The sequence below is a fragment of the Streptosporangium sp. NPDC020145 genome, assembly GCF_040631275.1.
In the GTDB taxonomy this organism is placed as follows: Bacteria; Actinomycetota; Actinomycetes; order Streptosporangiales; family Streptosporangiaceae; genus Streptosporangium.
In genome coordinates this window covers 101,637-119,470 of sequence record NZ_JBEXZT010000025.1, presented here as the reverse complement: position 1 = coordinate 119,470, position 17,834 = coordinate 101,637, and the positions used below count along the sequence as shown (strand labels likewise).

The following is a 17,834-nucleotide window of genomic DNA, read 5'->3' as shown; positions in this document are numbered from 1 at the left end:
CATGCCTGTCAGCCCCCATCATGTGCTCATGCCCGCTTTTGTCACCCTGTCCGGGCGCTCCGTGCGCCTGGAACCGCTCAGCCTCGCGGTGGTCGACGACCTCGTCACCGCGGCGAGTGAGGACCGTTCTACTTACGCCTTCACTCGCGTTCCCCAAGGCCGGGAAGAGATGGTCTCCTACGTGGAGGCCGCTCTGGCTGAGCAGGCGGAGGGCCGCACGTTGCCCTTCGCCGTCCGGTGGCTACACACCGACCGCATAGTCGGTGCCACCCGCCTCATGCACCTGGAGTACTGGCAGGGCCCCATGCCCTGGCCGCCGGGTGCGCGTGGAGCGGTGGGCGAGGTCCCGTCCGTGGCGGACATCGGTTACACCTGGCTGGCCGCCTCGGCCCAGGGCACGGGTGTCAACCGGGAGAGCAAGTACCTGATGCTCTCGCTCGCCTTCGAGACCTGGCAGGTCCACCGCATCACGCTCAAAGCCGACGTACGCAACGCACGATCCCGGGCCGCCATCGAGGCCCTCGGCGCACACCTCGACGGTGTGCGGCGGGCGGAAACCCGAGGCGCCGACGACACGGTCCGAGATACCGCGTACTACTCGATCCTGAGCGGCGAGTGGCCTGCCGTACGAGAACGGCTCCACACGCGACTCGGCCTGTTCGAGGCGGCGTGACGGAGCCCCATCACTTCCGATGAACCATGGAACAAAAGGCCCGCCCGGAGTTCCGGGCGGGCCCGATGTTCGTCTTCCCGGCCTTTTTCAAGGCCGCCCCGATGACCTCATCGTCCGTCAGGCGTCACTCGTCGTCATCGGCCTCGTAGATGTAGTTCCACCGGCCGCAGGAAACGCGCTGGGCCCCGGGCCGTTCCCAGTAGCAGACCCGGACCTGGACGTTGTCGACGTCCTCCTCGGAGAAGTGGAAGGACCGGTAGCCGGACGAGACGCACTGCCTGGCCCAGTCGTAGGACTCGTCGCCGTCGGCGTTCTCGAACTTGACCTGGACGTAGCCGCACAGCCGCCACGGACTGTTCTTGTCGTAGAGGCGCCCCTGGACGTGGACCTCGGAGCCGTCGTCCCACACCTGGCCGTTGGCCTTGGCCCGGGAGCCGTTGCGGTACTTGGAGTAGTAGGAGCCCCAGAAGTCGACGTCGAGGGCACCGGCGGTCGCGGTGCCGGTCGTCGCGGCCGAGGCCGAGGAGGTCAGCGCCGGGACGCCGACCGCGAGGACGGCGGTCGCCGCGGCGACGCCGAGCAGGCTGCGGATGGTGCGGTTCATGGTTCCTCTCCCAGAGGGCCGGACTTCCCGTTCCTTGGTGGAAGTCATGACCCATTGATAGGACGAGGTCCCTGCACCGCGCTTACAGCGCCTTTATCGACGCCTGCAGACGATTGAATCAACGCCTGCAACCTGGTGAAACACCGGGCATGACCGCCCCCGTATGGGGCCATGCCCGGCATGTCACAGCATCCGGGAAGCGGTTCAACGCCCGATTGACGATGAATCAACACCAGGGTTAACGAGTGGGCGGTTTCCTGTGGTGACAGCATTGCAGGACCTATCATTTCGGTGGTAAGGCTTTTTCTTGAGGGCGGAGATCCAGGAAATGGCTGCTCACAGCAGCGAAGAGGGGTTGCGCTTCGCCTTGCTCGGCCCCGTCCAGGCCTGGCGTGACGGCGTCGAACTCGACCTCGGCACGCCGCTGCAACGCTCCATCCTGACGATGTTGCTGCTGCGTGAGGGCAGGGCGGTCACTCCCACGGAGATGATCGACGCGGTCTGGGGCGAGGACGCGCCGCCCAGGGCTCTCGGCGCGCTGCGCACCTACGTCTCGCGGCTGCGGGCCGTCCTGGAACCGGGCAGATCCCCCCGGACCCGCCCGGAGCTTCTCACCTCGGTCGGCCGTGGATACGCTCTGCGGCTGAACGACGTCACCCTCGACCTGACGCAGTTCGAGCGGGGTGTCCACGAGGCCGAGACCGCCCGCCGTACGGGAGACGGCAGGGGGGCGGCGGAGAGTCTGCGCGCCAGTCTGGAGCTGTGCACCGGGGAACCGCTGGCCGGGGCCGTCGGCCCCTACGCCGAACACCAGCGCGGCAGGCTCGTCGAACGCAGGATGAGCGTCGTGGAGACGCTCATGGACCTGGACCTTGAGCTCGGCAGGCACGCCGACGTGGTCTCCGAGCTGGTCGCGCTGACCGCCGACCACCCGCTGCGGGAACGGCTGCGCGCCCAGCTGATGCTGGCCTACTACCGGTGCGGCAGGCAGGCCGACGCCCTGGCCGTCTTCGCCGAGACCCGGACCGCGCTGATCGACGAGCTCGGCATCGAGCCGGGGCCCGAGCTGACCACCCTGCACCGGCGCATCCTCTCCGGCGACCCGGCTCTCGTGCCCGCGCGTACCGCCGTCTCCGTGCCCGAGGAGCGTACGGCCCCGCCCGAGCCGACCGAGGTCGAGGTCCCCGAGCTGCCCCGTCCCGCGCAGCTGCCCGCGGCCGTCAGTGACTTCACCGGCCGCCGTCACGTCGTCGCCAGGCTGCGCACCCTGCTGTCGCAGGCGGGTTCCGACGGTGTGCCGGTCGCCGCCATCTCCGGCATCGGCGGCGTCGGCAAGACGGCCCTGGCGGTGCACCTGGCGCACACCATGCAGGACCTGTTCCCCGACGGTCAGCTCTACGCCGACCTGCGCGGTTACGGCGACGAGCCGGCCGCGGCCGAGTCGGTGCTCGCGGCGTTCCTGCGCGGGCTCGGCCTGCCCCCCGACGTCATTCCCGACGGTCTGGCCGAGCGGGCGGCGCTGTACCGCTCGCTGCTGGCCGAGCGGCGGATGCTCGTGTTGCTCGACAACGCCCGTGACGCCGCCCAGGTCGGTCCTCTGTTGCCCGGCACGACGGGCTGCGCGGCGATCGTGACCAGCCGTCCCAAGCTCGCCGACCTGCCCGCCGCCAGGCTGGTCGATCTGGACGTGATGGAGTCCGACGAGGCGTTGTCGCTGTTCGCCACGGTCGCGGGCGCAGACCGGGTGGCCGCGGAGCGCACGGCCGCCATGGAGGTGGTCGCCGCCTGCGGTTTCCTGCCGCTGGCCGTGCGGATCGTCGCGGCGCGGCTGGCGGCCAGGCCGTCGTGGACGGTCGCCTCGCTGGTGCCCAGGCTGGCCGACGAGCGCCGCCGCCTCGACGAGCTGCGGGTGGGCAACCTCGCCGTCGAGGCGACCTTCGCCCTCGGGTACGGCCAGCTCGCCCCACCCCAGGCACGGGCCTTCCGGCTGCTGTCGTTGCCCGGCGGCCCCGACATCTCCGTCGGGGCCGCCTCCGCCGTCCTCGCGCTGAACCCGACGGAGACCGAGGACATCCTTGAGTCCCTGGTGGACGCGAGCCTGCTTGAGGCGCCCGCGCCGGGGCGTTACCGCTTCCACGACCTGCTGCGGCTCTTCGCCCGCCGTACGGCGGAGCGCGGTGCGGACGCCGAGGCGGGCGGGCCCGCGCTGCGGCGGCTGCTCGACTTCTATCTGGCGTCGGCGCAGTCGGCGCACCGGCTGGCCTACGACGGCAGCACTCTCGCCGAACAGCTCTCGGTGACCGGCCCCGGCCACACGTTCGCCTCCGCCGACGAGGCCGTGGCGTGGCTGTCGATCGAGGCGGAGTCGCTGTTCGCGGCCATCGCCCAGACGACCGCTCAGGCGGCGGCCCAGACGGCGGCCCAGACGACCGTCCAGGCGTTGCTGCCGGCGGCCGACCTGCTGCTGGCCATGGAGCCGTTGCTTGAGTCCGGCAGCCACGCCCGTGAGTTCGAGCGGCGGGCCAGGGAGACCCTGGCCGCCGCCCAGCGGTTCGGCGCGCCCTCCAGCGAGCTGCGCTGCCGCTACGTGCTGGGCAGGGTGCTGTTCGGCGCGAACCGGCTGGTCGAGGCCCGCAAGGAGTTCGAGGCCTCGCTCGGCCTGGCCGTCGAGGGCGACCGCATCGTCAGCGGCGAGGTGCTCAACGCGCTGGCCGTCGTCGCGGGCCGTCAGCGCCGTCACCAGGAGGCGCTCGCCCTGTTCGACGCGGCCCGCAAGATCTTCAGGGAGATGGGCGCGCCGGGAGGTGAGGCCCTGACGCTCAGCTACTCGGCCAGGGACCACCTCTTCCTCGGTCAGGCCGAGGAGGCGATCGCCGCCGCGGAGCAGGGGCTGACCATCTTCACCGAGATCGGCTCAAGTCCGGGCACCGCGCGGGCGCGCTACCACCTGGGGATGGTGCTGTCCCGGGTGGGACGGCTCAACGAGGCGGTGCACCACCACGCCGAGTGCCTGGCCTTCTTCCGCACCAGCGGGCAGCGGGTGTGGGAGCAGCGCGTCTGCTCACGGCTCGCCGAGACGTTCATCACGGCCAACCGCTTCGGGGACGCGACCCGGCACGCGGAGCAGGCACTGGCGGTCAGCGTCGAGATCGGCCACCCGTACGGCGAGGCGCTGTCGCTGTGGGTGCTAGGCAGAGCGCTCGCGGGGCAGGGTGACATCCGGCGCAGCCGTGACTGCCTTCAGCGGGCGCACGACATCTTCGACAGGCTCGGCGCCCCCGAGGCCGCGGACATCCGCGCTCTGCTCGACCGTGACCCCGTCGGTAACTGACCACGACACGTCATACAGGTCGTACAGATCGTCGTCGAGCCGTGTCATCCAAAAGTGGTTGATCACTGGAATTCCCGTCGCTCTGGAACCTGAGATCGGATGCGGGGCGCCCGGCCGGCCGTCTGGCCGTCGAAGACGCGTTAGGGGGCCCGGTCATCCGGTGCGTCTTCGGCGACCGGCCGCCTCACTGTGACGACCGGCCGGACTCGGCGTGGTCCCTTACCCCCCGGGTCCACGCCGTGCCCACGTCCAGAGCATCCCTTCCGGCGGTCAACATCGGATCAACAACCGATCGGTGGGGACATCCAGGGATATGCACAGCCTGTGGATAATCAGGGGGTCGATATGTGGAAAAATCCCTCGGCGATCAACGGGCGGAGCGCTTCGGGAGCACGAACCAGCAGGTCATCGGCGTCCTGGCCGGTGAGTTCCGCGATGGCCGCCAGCAGCGGGGCCAGTGGATAATCACCGTCACAGACCCCCGCCAGGGCCGCCTCGACCGTTCCCACCTGGGTGGCGCGGCGCAGCCCCCGCGTCTGTCTGAGCACGATCCGCGACGGGTCCTCGGCGCCGGGCGGCCCCGTACGCTCCTCGGCCACGCCCTCGGCCAGTGCGAGCCGGGCACCGAGCAGTTCCTCGTCGGTGAGGCGGTGGGCCAGACCGACCGAGGCCAGCACCTCGTCCACGTAGCCGCCGACCGGCAACTCGACCCGCTGCCCCAGCTCCTCGACCCTGACCACCGGGTCGAGGCTGCCGGAGTCGTGCAGCGTGATCCAGCCGAAGCCGATCCCGGTGACCTTCATGGTCTCGAACCAGTCGAGCCAGTCGTCGTAGAGCTCCCGGTAACGGGGGGTGCCCTGCTCGGCGGCGTCCCTCAGCCACAGTTCCGCGTACTCGGCCGGGTCCTGCACGTCCCGCTGCACCACCCAGCCGTCGCAGCCGGTCCCCGCGAGCCATCCGCCGACCCGGTCACGCCAGTCCTCGCCGTCGACGTGCAGCCAGTTGGCCAGCAGCTGGCAGGTGCCGCCCGGGGAGAGGAAGCGGGGGGCGAGCCGTACGAGGTCGCGGCAGAAGCCGTCGGCCTCGAAGCCCGACTCCCGGTAGGTGAACCGGCCCCGGGGGGAGATCACGAACGGCGGGTTCGAGACGACCAGGTCGAACCGCTCCCCCTCGACGGGCTCGAACAGCGACCCCTGCCTGGCCTCGACGCCCTCGATCCCGGACAGCGCCCAGCTCAGCCGGGCCATCCTGAGCGCGCGGGGATTGACGTCGGTCGCCACGACCTCCTCCGCCCGGCCGGCCAGGTGCAGCACCTGCACACCGCACCCGGTGCCGAGGTCGAGGACGCGCCCGGCCGGGCGGCGCGAGACGAGCTGGGCCAGGTTCGCCGACGCCCCTCCCGCGCCGACGACGTGGTCCTCGCGCAACGCGGGATCGCCCGGCCTGACCTTGCGGTCGGAGACGACGTAGCCACCCGTCTCCCACGGCTGCAGGTGCACCGCCGCGCTGACCAGACCGTCCTGTACGGTCACCAGCCCGCCCTCGGCGAGCGCCTCGACCGGGAGCCATTCCGGCGCCTCGACCGGCGCTCCGAGCCACCACAACCGGATCAGCGTGCCGAGCGGGTCGCCGTCGCGGGTGACGCGCAGCGCGGGTGTCGTCTCCTCACGGGAGAGCGCGGTCGCGGCGACCGTGCCGAGGCGGTCGCGGACGCCGTCGACGGTGTAGCCGGTTTCGAGCAGCAGCTCTCTGAGACGGGCGGGAAGATCTCTCACCCGACCATCCTCCCGCAGCCCTCCCAGCCGGGGGTGACCCGATCGTTGCAGACCGCCGTAAGCGTTCTGCAAGCACGGCACAAGTGGGAGACGGTACCAATGAGGAGTCGCTCCACCCGTCCTGAGGTTTCCGAGATGTTGATCCCCTGTTTCGCCTGTGAGTCCCGTTTCCGGCCCGACGAGTACTTCCGCGCCTGCCACGACTACAACCGTGGCCGGGACATGGTCGCGTGGACCTGCCCGAGGTGCGGCAACCGGGACGAGTTACGGGTCCTGCCGGGCGAGCTGGGCTTCGGATACTCCGCGAACGGCGGACACGGCGGGTTCGACGTCAGCGACCGGGTCCGCGTGCCCGGTCTGCGGCGACGACGCCAGGACCTGCGGCTGGACATCTCGCTGGACGAGAAGGTCTGGCGGGTGCCAACCCGGCTACGGCAGCTCGCGGGAGCACGCTGAGACCGCTCCGGCCCGGACGAACCCCCGGACTCCGGGCCGGAGCTCTCAGACGCCCGAAAACCGGGGCTCTCACGGATGACGGCGCCGGGCGGCGCGGGGCCGTGGGCGGCGGGTGACGGGTGCGGCGACGGGGGCCAGGTGGGCGAAGCCGTACGGTCAGGCGGGGGCGGGGCGCTGGCGCAGGCTGTGCCAGGCGGCCTCGCACAGGCCCGCGATCTCCTCGGGCGTCGGCTGGTGGGCGCCCGCGAACCACAGGCGGCACATCTCGGTCGCGGGGCCGAGCCAGAGCACGTAGCACATGGTGGGGGGGACGGGCTGGAGCAGGCCGTTCTTCATGTGGGGCCGCCACCAGTCGGCGACCTTGCGGAAGAAGGCCCTGCGCAGCTCGGAGACCTCGGTGCCGCCCGGCTCGTCGCGCTTCGGCGGGCGCTCGCTGAGCAGCAGGTGCGCCCGCTCCCTGTTGTCGTCGTACCACCTCATGTGCAGGGCGACGATGGCCTCGATGCCCTCCTTGGCCCCCTCGTGACGCCGCAGCTCGGTGAGGAAGACCTCCTGGTACATCCTGAGGGTGTCGGCGTAGAGCACCCCGAAGACGTGTTCCTTGCTCGCGAAGTGGTGGTAGAAACTGCCGACGCTGACGCCGCTCTCCTCGCGGAGGCTGGCGAGCGTGGTGGCCGAGACGCCGTCCTGGCTGAACCGGCGCAGTGCGCCCTCGATGATCCTGGTGCGGCCGTCGCGTCCGTTCTTGGCACTTTTCACGGTGTCAATGGTGCGCCAACAGAACCTTGTTCCGCAAATGGTGTCCGGCCACCGGACTCCCCGTCGATGATAACGCTCCGTTCGCCGCCACCACCCGGCGCGACGCCCCCTCCGAGGGCCGGTTCGACCGGCGCGTTCACCTCCACACTCCCCTGGGAGGTCCGGGTGACGGCCCCCGGCCACAGGCCCCGGACCATCGCCAGAACCCGGTGGTTGTCGCCGAGGACGTCCATGTTCACGGTCCTGGCTCCGTTGACCGAGGCGCGGCGCAGCAGCCTGCGGACCAGGCGGGAGCCGATGCCCCTTCCCTGCCAGGCGTCGGCGACGACCACCGCGATCTCCACCTCGGCGCCGGCCCTGGCCCCCACGGCATGCCCGACGACCTTCTCCCCCGCGACGGCGAGCAGCACGTCCCCCCGGCCGGTCTCCGCCAGCAGCCTGCCCGCCATGTCCTCGTCCACGGCGGTGAGGAAGCGCAGGTGCCGTGTCCTTGGCGACAGTTCCGCGAGGAAGTGGCGAATCCGCTCCTCGTCGCCCGGCCCGGCGGACCTGATCTCGACGACGGTTCCTGCGAGCACCCCCTGAGTTCGCAACATGAACCTAGACTTCCGCCCGGCAGCTGAGTATGTCAAGTAGACTTAGCTGCGTTGGAGGTGACGCCGTGACGACCTACGATGCGGTCATGAGCGACGCGCTCCCGCGCCCCGACAACTGCTCCATCGAGCGGGCGCTGACGATCGTGGGCGAGAAGTGGACGCTCCTGGTGCTCAGGGAGGCCTTTCTCGGGGTGCGCAGGTTCGCCGAGATGCAGGCCTTCACCGGGGCCCCGAAACAGATCCTCAGCGCCCGGCTGACGCGCCTGGTCGAGGAGGGGCTGCTGCGCAAGGTCCCCTACCGCGAGCCCGGTCAGCGCAGACGCGACGAATATCGACTGACCCAGATGGGCCGTGACCTCTACCCGGCTCTGGTCGCCCTGATGCAGTGGGGCGACCGCTATCTCGCCGACCCCGAGGGGCCCCCGATGCTGCTCACCCACCGTGACTGCGGTGCCGCGATCGAACAGCACTTCCGCTGCGCGGACGGGCACGAGATCTCCGGCCCGAGGGACATCACGGCGTCGCCCGGTCCTGGAGCGTGCCGTACCCGTGGTCCAGTGCCCGCAGGCAACGCCTGAGGCCGAGCACGGAGACCAGCCCCGCCCCGCCGAGCAGCACGGCCACCAGCGAGGTCCGCACCACGAGATAGGTCTCCAGCGTCTGGGTGAGCAGCAGCCACACGCTGAGTGAGGCGTTGAGGAGCTGCGCGCCGCCCCACAGCAGCGACTGCCACACGAAGAAGCGGCGCATCCGGGGATGTTCGAGCAGGTGCTCGGGCAGCGGGACCAGGTCGGTCGCCACCCGCTGGACGAGCGGCCTGCGCGTCGGGGCGGTGAGCAGGAAGCCCAGGCTCGCGCAGAGCACCCCCAGGCAGGGCTGCAGGAAGAACAGCACCGGGCTGCCGGTGGCCGCGGCCAGCACCGCCCTGACCGTGATCGTCCCCGCCGCCAGCAGCACGGTCCCCGGCACCGGCTCACGCCTGACCAGCCGCCAGACGATGCCGCCGTAGACCCACGCCACCGCGACCGCGAGCGCGCCGTACAGACCGAAGAACATCAGGCCCGCGTAGAAGACGGCGACCGGCAGGATCATGCCCTCCAGCACCCTTGGGGCGGCGTGCCGCAGCAGCGCCCCGAGGCGGGGCAGTGCGACCGGAGCCGCGGGGGGCGACAGGACCAAGGTCATCGTGCGCGGGCTCCGGAGGGGGAGATGGAACGGTCCGAGGGGGGCGGATCCATCCGACCGTACGCGATGTCCGGAGTGTCCGACAGCCTTTCCCGGACATCCGGCACCGGCCGAAGGAGAGAGCGGTGGGTACGGTGCCTACCCTTGGGAGCGTGTACCGGTTCCTTCTGACTCCCCGATGGCTGGCGCTCCACGTGGTGGTTCTGCTGGTCATCCCCGCCTTCGTGTTCCTTGGCCGATGGCAGTTCGGACGTTACGAGGAACGGTCGAGCAGCAGCCACCAGACCACCGCCAACATGTCCGCGGCCCCCGTCCCCCTCGAAGGCCTCGTGGCTCCCGGCGCCCCGATGCGGGCACACGACAGGTACCGTCCCGTGACGGTCACCGGCACGTTCGACGCGGGCGCCCAGTTGCTGGTCCGCAGACGCGTCCAGGACACCAGGGTCGGCTTCTACGTGCTCACCCCGCTGCGGACGGCCGACGGCGTCGGCGTCCTGGTCAACCGGGGCTGGGTCAAGGCGGGCGCGACGGCGGACGCGCCTCCCGAGGTCCCGCCGCCGAGCACCGGCGAGGTGACCGTCACCGGGCGGCTGCAGCCCAGCGAGACCGAGGAGACGACCGGCATCAGGAACCGGCCCGGCCTTCCTCCCGGCCAGGTCCTGCTGATCAACACCGAGTCGGTCGGGCGGGGCCTGCCGTACAAGCTGCTCGACGGATACGTCGAGCTGACCGGCCAGCAGCCGCAGGCCCAGGCCGCGCCCGCCCCGGTGCCCGCGCCGGACGTCGGCGGAGGCGGCGGCCTCAACCTGGCGTACGGCGTGCAGTGGTGGCTGTTCATCGGCATCGCGATCGGCGGCTGGATCCTGTTGATCCGCCGGGAGGCCGCGGACCTGCGAGCCGAGGCGGCCAAGGGCGAGAAGGAGACGGTCGACGCCTAGAACGGTCATCAGGGGAACAGCAGGTTCAGAAGGCCGCCGACGGCCGCGGCGACGCCCACGGCGACCACGGACGTCACGATCGACAGCAGGCAGCCGGTACCGCCCCGCATCCGTCCTCGCTCGGGTGGGCGCCGCCCGTGCCGGTGCCACAGCGGCCGGGGTTCGAGCAGGAGGAAGGCGAACGCGCCGATCTGGCCGACGCCGAACAACCAGAACCACGCCCACCTGTTGCCCAGCCTGGGGGTCGAGCCGAGCATGATCACGAGGGTCGCCACCCAGGCGGCCCCGATCCACCACATCCCCAGCATCGGGGGGATGTCGAAGGGCCAGGTGGCGTACCACCAGGAGGGTTGTCGAACGCTCTCCTGGACCAGCCTGACCTCGGAGTCGCCGATGTCGGCGCCGAACCGGTCGAAGGTGTAGGCGCCCTTGCCGTCCGACACCGGTCCCTGGTCGATCCGGTGCCAGACCAGTGGCCCCTCGGCCCACCTCAGCGCGTACACCACCTCCGGCGAGTCCGACGAGTCAGGGGCCTCCGAAGAGATCTCGGTCCCCTGCCGGGACGCCCGGTAGACGACGACCGTGACCCTGTCCGCCTTCAGGGCCGCACGGAAGTCGGAAAGCGTCCTCCCCGTCGGCGCCGCGGCCGCCACCACGAGCAGGGCGCCGAACAACAGGACCAACAGCAACACGACCCTGACGACCGTCCCGGCGAGCCACCATCCCCAGCGCGCCTCACGCCATCGGGGCGATAAGTCCCCCACTTCAGAGGTCATGCTTCTTTACTACCTCATGACGTCCAGGCGCTGATCATCCCTATGCCGAAGAAGACGGCCACGGCGAGGGCGAACCCCTGCGTCCCGTTGAGCCTGACCCGCTCGGACGGCACCTCGGACGACCCACGCCACAGCGGGTACGGCTCAAGCAGCACGTAGAGCCACGACCCCCCGACCAGGAACATCCACGTCCACGCCCAGCGACCGGCGTAGCGGTTGTCCCGCCGGGTGAGCATCAGCAGCCAGGCGATCACCTCGGCGGCGACCGCGACCGGGGCGAACGGCTCCCACCAGCGGGCGTAGGCGGGCGAGCCCATGAACATCCCGGCCAGCCCGAACCGCTGGGGTCCCCGGGCCTGCCCGATCTCGACCGACGGGCCCGCCGCCTCCCCGACCCGGGCCAGGAAGGCCGTCTGGACCCGCCGGAGCTCGCTCGGCACCAGCCTCGTGGTCACCGGGTCCCACACGTCGTCCGGTGGGTCGAAGTAGGCCTCGTTCCACGAAAGGGGACCGTTCGACCAGGTCAGCGTGCCGTACGCGGGCCAGTCCCGGTCGTAGACGACCTTGGTCACCGTACCGGCCCGCAGGTCGGAGATGAGTTCCTCGGCCTCGCGCAACCGAGGGTCCTGGTTCAGGTGGACCACGATCGTGGACAGCGCCAGGACGGACAACAGGGCGATCCGCGCGCCGTACGGGATGCCCTTCGGGATCTGCATGTCCGCCCCCATCGCGAGATGTCCGCCGCCGGATAGATTAGGGGCTCCCTACAAGGGCACACGACCGCATTCCCATCGCGACACACACGAACGCGAGAAACCAGGACGCACCCCTCCGGACACCCTCCTGTGGGCCTTCCGCCGGTTACCGGACACACAGGGGTAGACGGGATGAGACACAGATACCAAGCGGATATCTCGCAGGTTGTTCAGTGTGACGTCAGCGACGTACGGTTTACCGCGTGACTACGCCGCTGCTGCCCGACCCCGAGCCACGGCGGCGGGACTATGTGATCATTTCCGCTGACGACCACCTCATCGAGCCACCCGACATGTTCCTCGACCGGCTCCCCGAGAAATACGCCGATCTCGCCCCCAAGGTGGTCGAGACCGACTCCGGGCACCAGGTCTGGCGGTACGGCGGCGCGACCTACCCGTGTGCGGGTCTCGACGTGGGCGCGGGGCTGCCCCGTGAGCAGTGGACGCTCGACCCGGTGCGTTTCGAGCACATGCGGCCCGGCTGCCACGACATCCACGCGCGGGTCGAGGACATGGACCGCGCGGGTGTCTGGGCGGCGCTGTGCTTTCCCGGCATGCTCGCCGGGCAGTCGGGGATGGTCTTCGCCAAGACCCGCGACCAGGAGCTCGGCCTCGCGATCACGCGGGCGTGGAACGACTGGCACGTGGACGTCTGGGCCGGCACCTACCCCGAGCGGATCATCGCCCTGCAACTGCCCTGGCTGACCGACCCCGAGGTCGCGGCCAAGGAGATCAGGGACAACGCGGCCAGGGGGTTCAAGGCCGTGCTCTTCCCCGAGTTCCCCACCCGGCTGCGGCTGCCGTCCATCCACACCGACCACTGGGACCCGTTCTTCCAGGCCTGCGAGGAGACCGGCACCGTCGTGTGCCTGCACACCGGCTCCGCCTCCTGGACCCCCGTCCCCTCGACCGACACACCGATCGAGGCGATCACCACGCTGATGCCCGCGAGCGCCATGTTCGCCTGCGCCGACTGGCTCTGGTCGGGCATCCCACTGCGCTTCCCGGCGCTGCGGATCCTCATCGTGGAGGGCGGGGTCGGCTGGCTGCCGATGCTCGCCGAGCGCGCCGACTACGCGCTCGACCACCCGGTCGCCGGGGAGGCCGCCTGGGAGGGCGGGCTCAAGCCCAGCGAGGTCCTGCGGCGCAACTTCTTCTTCGGCACGCTCAACGACCACGCCCTGTCCGGGGTGCGCTTCGCGGTCGGCCTCGAACACGTGCTGCTGGAGAGCGGCTACCCGCACTCCGACTCCACCTGGCCCGACACCCAGCAGACCGTGGCGACGAACCTTGGCAACCTGCCCCCGGCCGACATCGCCAGGGTCGCCTACGGCAACGCCGCCCGCCTGTTCGGCCACCCGCTGCCGTCACGGGCCTGGCTCAGGATGGAACAGCTCTAACGCCCGTGCTCGGGAGGGAAGACGCTCGCCTGGATGTTCCTGCGCTCCCAGTCGAGATAGCGTCCGCTCTCGCCGAGCAGAGAGGCCGTGAGCCACAGCAGGACACCGAAGTCGTCGGCCACCCCGACGAGCGCCAGGAAGTCGGGGATGACGTCGATCGGCGAGAGGATGTAGACCACGCCCAGGCCGAGCATGGCCAGCCTGCTCTTGCTCATGCCGGGGTACCGGCCCCGCGTCACCGCGCCGACCATCCTCGGAACGGTGCGCAGTCTGGTGATGAGTCCCGGTGAACCCGGCTGGGACACCTGCTTGTAGACCCGCCATGCCTGTGCCGCACGCGCTGCCTTCGCCATGGGAACCCTCCTCGGGGGGCACGCTCGTCGACGGCCTTCTACCCCGTCGCCTCAAGATATAACGCGTACTCCTCGTGGACGGTTCCCGAGGAATCTAGGGTTATGTCCATCACGTGAAAGGTGAGACAGATGACGGCTTTCTCCGGGGTTCACCACATCGCGCTGAACGTGCGCGACCTCGACGCCTCCGTGCGGTGGTACGGCGACGTCCTGGACTTCGCACCCCTGTTCCCCTGGAACAACGCGGGCTTCGAACGGCAGCTCATGCGGCACCCCAGCGGGGTCGTCATCGGGCTGACCAGGCACAAGCACGAGGACGGCGACGCGGAGTTCAACGAGCGCAGGACCGGCCTCGACCACCTGGCGTTCACCGTGGACACCCGGCAGGAGCTCGACGCCTGGGCCACCCGCCTCACCGAGGCCGGGGTCACCCACTCCGGCGTCCAGGACATCCCCGAGGCGGGCTTCGCCCTGCTCGCCTTCCGGGACCCCGACGGCATCCAGCTCGAAGTCTTCCTCAGCCAGAACCGAAGCCAGGGCTGACGCACGGGCGGCCGGGGAAAGGGATGACCGTGACCGAACACGCCCCCACCGCCGCCCTCGTCGACCGCTTCGTCACCGGCCTCGTCCCCATGGTCCCGCTGCTCGCGGTCTGGGCGCACGGCTCCCTGGCCGCGGGCGACTACCAGCCGGGCCGCAGCGACCTCGATCTCGTGGCGGTCCTCAGCCGCCCCTGCTCCCCCGAGGAGAAGTCCGGCCTCACCCTGATGCACGAACGCCTCGGCGCCGCCGTACCGCTCGCGGCGAAGCTGCACTGCGGCTACGTCGTCACGACCGAACTGGACGACCCCGCACGGCCCCACCTCGCCTGGGCGCACGAGGAGGTCACCCACCGGCCGATCACCCCGGTGACCAGGCGCGAGCTCCACGAGTTCGGCCTGGTCCTGTACGGCCCGCCCCCCGCGACCCTCCTGCCGCCGGTGACCGACGAGGAGCTCGCCGGGTTCGTGGCCTGGGACCTGCGGGAGTTCTGGCGCCCGCTGCTCGACCGCCCCGACCTGTGGCTCCGTGACATCTGGGTGGACGCGGCCATGCTCACCCTGGCCCGGGCCACGGTGACCCTCAGGGAGGGGAGACTCGTCACCAAACACCGGGCGCTGGCCGTACTGAGGGAGATGGGCGCCCCCACACGGGTCGTCGACGACATCGAACGGCGGCGCTACGCCCGGCCCGGCCCGGTCCAGGACGACGGATGGCCCACACTCAGGGCGGAGCTGACCGTCGCCTTCCTCGCCTCGGAGATCGACGCGGTCAGCGGGAGGTCGCGTGCCTGATCGCGGTGTGCTCGAAGGGGGCCGCGGCCTCGATCTGGGAGGCGACCCGGATCAGCAGGTCCTCCCGGCCCGCCGCCGCGACCAGCTGGACGCCGACCGGCATCCCCCCCGAGGTCCGGTGAAGCGGCAGGGAGATCGCGGGCTGGCCGGTGGCGTTGACCGGCGAGCTGAACGCCACGGCCTGGTTCATCCGGCCCCGCGCCATGCTGACGTCGTCGGAGGCGAGCCAGCCGATGGGGAACGGCGCCGCCCCCAGGGACGGGGTGAGCAGCAGGTCGAAGGACTCCCACCAGGTGGCCATCCTGCGGCGGAACCCGTCGATCCAGTCGCGTGAGGCCACGTAGTCGACCGCGCTGAGCCTTCGCCCGGTCGCCCCGAGGATGCGGTTGCGCTCCTCAAGCTCGTCGAGATCGACGGGCCTGCCGCGCCAGCGTCCGAAGTCCTCAAGGTCGGCGGCCAGGTGGGCCGCGACGACCGTGCCGAAGTGCAGCGCGAAGTCCTTCTCCGTGAGCGCCTCGGGGCCGCCGGACTCGACGCCGTGACCGAGCGACTCAAGGAGCCGGGCCGCGCCGAACACGGCGGCCGTCAGGTCGGGGTCGGTCTCGCCGGGGCGCCCCGGGTGCTCGGTGAGGAAGCCGATCCGCAGCCGTCCGGGGTCGGCCCCGACCTCCTGAGCCAGGCTCCGGGGCCAGGCGGGCGCGCCGTACGGGTCACCCGGCATCGCCCCGGCGATCACGTCGAGGGTCGCCGCGCTGTCCCTGACCGTACGGCAGAGCATGCCCGGCGTGGAGAAGCCCGCCCAGGCCTCGCCGACGGCCGGCCCGTAGCTCACCCGCCCCCGGCTCGGCTTGAGGCCGACCAGCCCGCACAGGCTCGCCGGGATGCGGATCGACCCGCCGCCGTCGCTGCCCGCGGCCACCGGGACCATGCCCGAGGCGACCGCCGCGGCCGACCCGCCGCTCGACCCGCCGGGGCTGTAGCGGACGTCATGGGGGTTACGCGTCGGCCCGAAGGTCCTGGGCTCCGTGGTGATCGCGGTGCCGAACTCGGGGGTGTTCGTCCGGCCGAGGACCACGAACCCCGCCGCGCGCAGCTTGGCCGGCGCGTAGCCGTCCCGCGCCACCTCGACGCCGTCGAGCACCCGGGAGCCCGCCCGGTACGGCTCACCCGCCATGCTCCAGCCCAGGTCCTTCAGCAGGGTCGGCACCCCCAGGAAGGGGGCGTCCCCGGTGAGCCTGTCGGCCTCCGCGAGCGCCCGCTCGAACCTGCGGTGGACGACCGCGTTGATCTCCCCGTCGTGCGCCTCGATCCTCGCGATCGCCGCCTCGGCGAGCTCTCTCGGCGAGACGTCACCGGCGCGCACCGCCTCCGCCTGGCCGACCGCGTCGAGGTCGAACAGTTCGTCCAACGCCTCACTCCTTGCCGAACGCACCCCTTCGAAAGGCTCTCGGGGCCCTTCGAGGCCGTGGCCACATCCTTCCCGATCCAGGTGGGAAACGTGGTTCCGTGGGTGGATCTTCGCAAGGGTTTCATTACCCTACCGTGACACTCTGTTAAATGTTAGAACGTTTATGTGACGAAAAACCGGCGCGGAAAACGACGACACGCACTTCTGGGTACGGCGGTGCTGGCGACCTGTGTGGCCGCCCCGGTGACGGGGGGAGCCGCCGCGGCGTTCGCCGGTGTCCAGGACTTTCCCGGCCAATGTCTGACGGCCACCCGGAACGGGACGCCCGAGTGCGCCCCGCCGTACGACGCGGGTCAGGACACCACCCCCGAGGCCTCCCCGCCTCAAACCGAGGGGACGCCCCAGACTCATCAGGCATCCCGGACCGGGCCCCCGGCCATGTCGGTCACGGCGCAGGCCCGGGTGAAGCCCGAAGCCGACCTTCCCGACAGGCCCGGCCCCACGGGCGGGAGTGACGCCTCTGCCGACACCCCGGCCGAGGCTCCGCCCAAGACCTCCCCGGAGGCCCCGGCCAAAGCCCAAGATGCCCCGGTCAAAACCCAAGGTGGAGCCCAGAGCGAGGCCCAGGACGGGACCCAGGACGAGGCTCAAGACGAGACCCAAGACGGGGCTCAGGACGAAGCCCAGGACGGGGCCCAGGACGGGGCCCAGGACGGAACCCAAGGCACGGGCCAGGGCGAGGCCGCCGACGAGGAGGCCGGGTCCGGGGTCAGGGTCGGGCCGCCGTCCTGCGGGCACGGCCTGCTGGGGTCGCTGCTCGGCCTGGTCCCGCACTGCGAGCCGCTCACCAAGGCCGTGAGACCCGTCATCTGCCTGCCCATCGTCTCGCTGCTGCTCGGTGGGGAGTCCTGTCACGCTCCCCACCCCACCCCGACGGTCGAGCCCCCGGCCCCCACGCCGACTCCGCCGCCCGCACCGACCCCCACCCCGACGTCCCCGCCCCCGACTCCTCCGCCCACACCGACCCCCACGCCCACCCCGACACCCCCGCCCACGCAGACCCCGGCTCCGACGCCTCCCCAGACGCCTGAGCCGCCTGCCCCCACCCCGACCCCGCCCACGACCCCGGAGCCACCCGCTCCGACGCCGCCCACCACTCCGGAGCCACCCGCGCCACCGCCACCGCCGAGACCCGTCCAGGTCTCGCCCGTCGCCGTCGTCCCGGCACCGCCGACACCCACCCCGACTCCGCCGACGCCGCCTCCCACGGTGTCGCCGAGCCCGGAGAGTTCGGTCCTCGGGATGCGACGGCAGCGCATCCAGGACCGCTTCGCCGAACGGCGTCAGGGAACCGACCGCAGGCTGGTCATCCTGGTGCTCTTCACCGGCGTCATCTCGGTCACCGCGGTCGCCCTGCTCAAGCGCAGGCCGCGCAGATAAACGCGTGAGGCCCGGTTGGCGATCGGTCGCCAACCGGGCCTCCTACGTGTG

The 17,834-nt window shown here is 71.1% G+C and carries 18 protein-coding genes; 9 read left to right on the top strand and 9 right to left on the bottom strand.

Translation table 11 applies throughout. The annotated features are described in order from the left end of the window. Positions 1–28 precede the first annotated feature (28 nt). The gene (locus ABZ463_RS33035) at positions 29–673 is read left to right on the top strand and encodes a GNAT family protein (RefSeq protein WP_362782096.1); all 645 of its coding nucleotides are present in this window, start codon (positions 29–31) and stop codon (positions 671–673) included. Between the two features lie 124 nt (positions 674–797). Here ABZ463_RS33035 and ABZ463_RS33030 read toward each other — a convergent pair whose 3' ends face one another. Beyond that, on the bottom strand, positions 798–1,277 hold the full coding sequence (locus tag ABZ463_RS33030) for a hypothetical protein (RefSeq protein WP_352013715.1): 480 nt from the start codon (positions 1,275–1,277) through the stop codon (positions 798–800). 328 nt (positions 1,278–1,605) lie between these two features. Here ABZ463_RS33030 and ABZ463_RS33025 point away from each other — a divergent pair, with 328 nt between their 5' ends. After that, positions 1,606–4,608: a BTAD domain-containing putative transcriptional regulator gene (locus ABZ463_RS33025; RefSeq protein WP_362782093.1), complete on the top strand. Its 3,003-nt coding sequence runs from the start codon at positions 1,606–1,608 to the stop codon at positions 4,606–4,608. 332 nt (positions 4,609–4,940) lie between these two features. Here ABZ463_RS33025 and ABZ463_RS33020 read toward each other — a convergent pair whose 3' ends face one another. Further along, positions 4,941–6,383: a methyltransferase gene (locus tag ABZ463_RS33020; RefSeq protein WP_352013713.1), complete on the bottom strand. Its 1,443-nt coding sequence runs from the start codon at positions 6,381–6,383 to the stop codon at positions 4,941–4,943. A gap of 135 nt (positions 6,384–6,518) precedes the next feature. Between ABZ463_RS33020 and ABZ463_RS33015 the strand changes: the two genes are divergently transcribed. After that, the gene (locus ABZ463_RS33015; protein WP_352013712.1) at positions 6,519–6,839 is read left to right on the top strand and encodes a hypothetical protein; all 321 of its coding nucleotides are present in this window, start codon (positions 6,519–6,521) and stop codon (positions 6,837–6,839) included. 156 nt (positions 6,840–6,995) lie between these two features. Here the strand turns inward: ABZ463_RS33015 and ABZ463_RS33010 are convergent, their stop codons facing one another. Both ABZ463_RS33010 and ABZ463_RS33005 read right to left on the bottom strand, forming a co-directional pair. Then, positions 6,996–7,598 carry a TetR/AcrR family transcriptional regulator gene (locus ABZ463_RS33010; RefSeq protein ID WP_352013711.1) on the bottom strand — a complete coding sequence of 201 codons (603 nt, stop codon included), beginning with the start codon at positions 7,596–7,598 and terminating at the stop codon, positions 6,996–6,998. Then, a complete protein-coding gene (locus tag ABZ463_RS33005) occupies positions 7,595–8,194 on the bottom strand; it encodes a GNAT family N-acetyltransferase (protein ID WP_362782089.1) in 600 nt (199 codons plus the stop codon). Before ABZ463_RS33005 ends, ABZ463_RS33010 begins: the two co-directional genes overlap by 4 nt. A gap of 65 nt (positions 8,195–8,259) precedes the next feature. On the opposite strand from ABZ463_RS33005, the gene ABZ463_RS33000 reads away from it, so the two are divergent. Next, positions 8,260–8,772, top strand: coding sequence for a helix-turn-helix domain-containing protein (locus ABZ463_RS33000; RefSeq protein ID WP_352013709.1), 513 nt, complete (start codon positions 8,260–8,262; stop codon positions 8,770–8,772). On the opposite strand, the gene ABZ463_RS32995 is transcribed toward ABZ463_RS33000, so the two are convergent. Continuing rightward, positions 8,708–9,379 (bottom strand): VC0807 family protein, encoded by a 672-nt coding sequence (locus ABZ463_RS32995; RefSeq protein ID WP_352013708.1) that lies wholly within the window; start codon positions 9,377–9,379, stop codon positions 8,708–8,710. The two genes, ABZ463_RS33000 and ABZ463_RS32995, sit on opposite strands and share 65 nt — an antisense overlap. Positions 9,380–9,531: 152 nt before the next feature. On the opposite strand from ABZ463_RS32995, the gene ABZ463_RS32990 reads away from it, so the two are divergent. Further along, positions 9,532–10,317, top strand: a complete 786-nt coding sequence (locus tag ABZ463_RS32990) for an SURF1 family protein (RefSeq protein ID WP_362782085.1) — start codon at positions 9,532–9,534, stop codon at positions 10,315–10,317. Positions 10,318–10,325: 8 nt separating this feature from the next. On the opposite strand, the gene ABZ463_RS32985 is transcribed toward ABZ463_RS32990, so the two are convergent. After that, complete coding sequence (locus ABZ463_RS32985; protein ID WP_362782082.1) at positions 10,326–11,093, bottom strand: hypothetical protein; 768 nt, start codon at positions 11,091–11,093, stop codon at positions 10,326–10,328. Between the two features lie 14 nt (positions 11,094–11,107). After that, positions 11,108–11,809 (bottom strand): hypothetical protein, encoded by a 702-nt coding sequence (locus tag ABZ463_RS32980; protein WP_352013705.1) that lies wholly within the window; start codon positions 11,807–11,809, stop codon positions 11,108–11,110. A 242-nt stretch (positions 11,810–12,051) separates the two neighbouring features. Here ABZ463_RS32980 and ABZ463_RS32975 point away from each other — a divergent pair, with 242 nt between their 5' ends. After that, positions 12,052–13,248, top strand: a complete 1,197-nt coding sequence (locus ABZ463_RS32975) for an amidohydrolase family protein (protein WP_352013704.1) — start codon at positions 12,052–12,054, stop codon at positions 13,246–13,248. On the opposite strand, the gene ABZ463_RS32970 is transcribed toward ABZ463_RS32975, so the two are convergent. Further along, positions 13,245–13,601: a YkvA family protein gene (locus ABZ463_RS32970; RefSeq protein WP_352013703.1), complete on the bottom strand. Its 357-nt coding sequence runs from the start codon at positions 13,599–13,601 to the stop codon at positions 13,245–13,247. The genes ABZ463_RS32975 and ABZ463_RS32970 overlap by 4 nt on opposite strands. 129 nt (positions 13,602–13,730) lie before the next feature. On the opposite strand from ABZ463_RS32970, the gene ABZ463_RS32965 reads away from it, so the two are divergent. Next, positions 13,731–14,144, top strand: a complete 414-nt coding sequence (locus ABZ463_RS32965) for a VOC family protein (RefSeq protein WP_362782078.1) — start codon at positions 13,731–13,733, stop codon at positions 14,142–14,144. Positions 14,145–14,167: 23 nt separating this feature from the next. Then, positions 14,168–14,935, top strand: coding sequence for a nucleotidyltransferase (locus ABZ463_RS32960; protein WP_352013701.1), 768 nt, complete (start codon positions 14,168–14,170; stop codon positions 14,933–14,935). Here ABZ463_RS32960 and ABZ463_RS32955 read toward each other — a convergent pair. Then, the gene (locus ABZ463_RS32955; RefSeq protein WP_362782075.1) at positions 14,913–16,343 is read right to left on the bottom strand and encodes an amidase; all 1,431 of its coding nucleotides are present in this window, start codon (positions 16,341–16,343) and stop codon (positions 14,913–14,915) included. The two genes, ABZ463_RS32960 and ABZ463_RS32955, sit on opposite strands and share 23 nt — an antisense overlap. 216 nt (positions 16,344–16,559) lie before the next feature. Here ABZ463_RS32955 and ABZ463_RS32950 point away from each other — a divergent pair, with 216 nt between their 5' ends. Further along, positions 16,560–17,783, top strand: a complete 1,224-nt coding sequence (locus ABZ463_RS32950; protein ID WP_362782072.1) for a hypothetical protein — start codon at positions 16,560–16,562, stop codon at positions 17,781–17,783. The last annotated feature ends 51 nt before the right edge of the window (positions 17,784–17,834 follow it).

Coding starts and splice junctions, on each gene's coding strand:
- ABZ463_RS32995 (WP_352013708.1), bottom strand. CDS start 9,379: ATGACCTTGGTCCTGTCGCCCCCCGCGGCTCCGGTCGCACTGCCCCGC.
- ABZ463_RS33015 (WP_352013712.1), top strand. CDS start 6,519: ATGTTGATCCCCTGTTTCGCCTGTGAGTCCCGTTTCCGGCCCGACGAG.
- ABZ463_RS32965 (WP_362782078.1), top strand. CDS start 13,731: ATGACGGCTTTCTCCGGGGTTCACCACATCGCGCTGAACGTGCGCGAC.
- ABZ463_RS33035 (WP_362782096.1), top strand. CDS start 29: ATGCCCGCTTTTGTCACCCTGTCCGGGCGCTCCGTGCGCCTGGAACCG.
- ABZ463_RS33030 (WP_352013715.1), bottom strand. CDS start 1,277: ATGAACCGCACCATCCGCAGCCTGCTCGGCGTCGCCGCGGCGACCGCC.
- ABZ463_RS32985 (WP_362782082.1), bottom strand. CDS start 11,093: ATGACCTCTGAAGTGGGGGACTTATCGCCCCGATGGCGTGAGGCGCGC.
- ABZ463_RS32970 (WP_352013703.1), bottom strand. CDS start 13,601: ATGGCGAAGGCAGCGCGTGCGGCACAGGCATGGCGGGTCTACAAGCAG.
- ABZ463_RS32960 (WP_352013701.1), top strand. CDS start 14,168: ATGACCGTGACCGAACACGCCCCCACCGCCGCCCTCGTCGACCGCTTC.
- ABZ463_RS33025 (WP_362782093.1), top strand. CDS start 1,606: ATGGCTGCTCACAGCAGCGAAGAGGGGTTGCGCTTCGCCTTGCTCGGC.
- ABZ463_RS32980 (WP_352013705.1), bottom strand. CDS start 11,809: ATGCAGATCCCGAAGGGCATCCCGTACGGCGCGCGGATCGCCCTGTTG.
- ABZ463_RS33005 (WP_362782089.1), bottom strand. CDS start 8,194: ATGTTGCGAACTCAGGGGGTGCTCGCAGGAACCGTCGTCGAGATCAGG.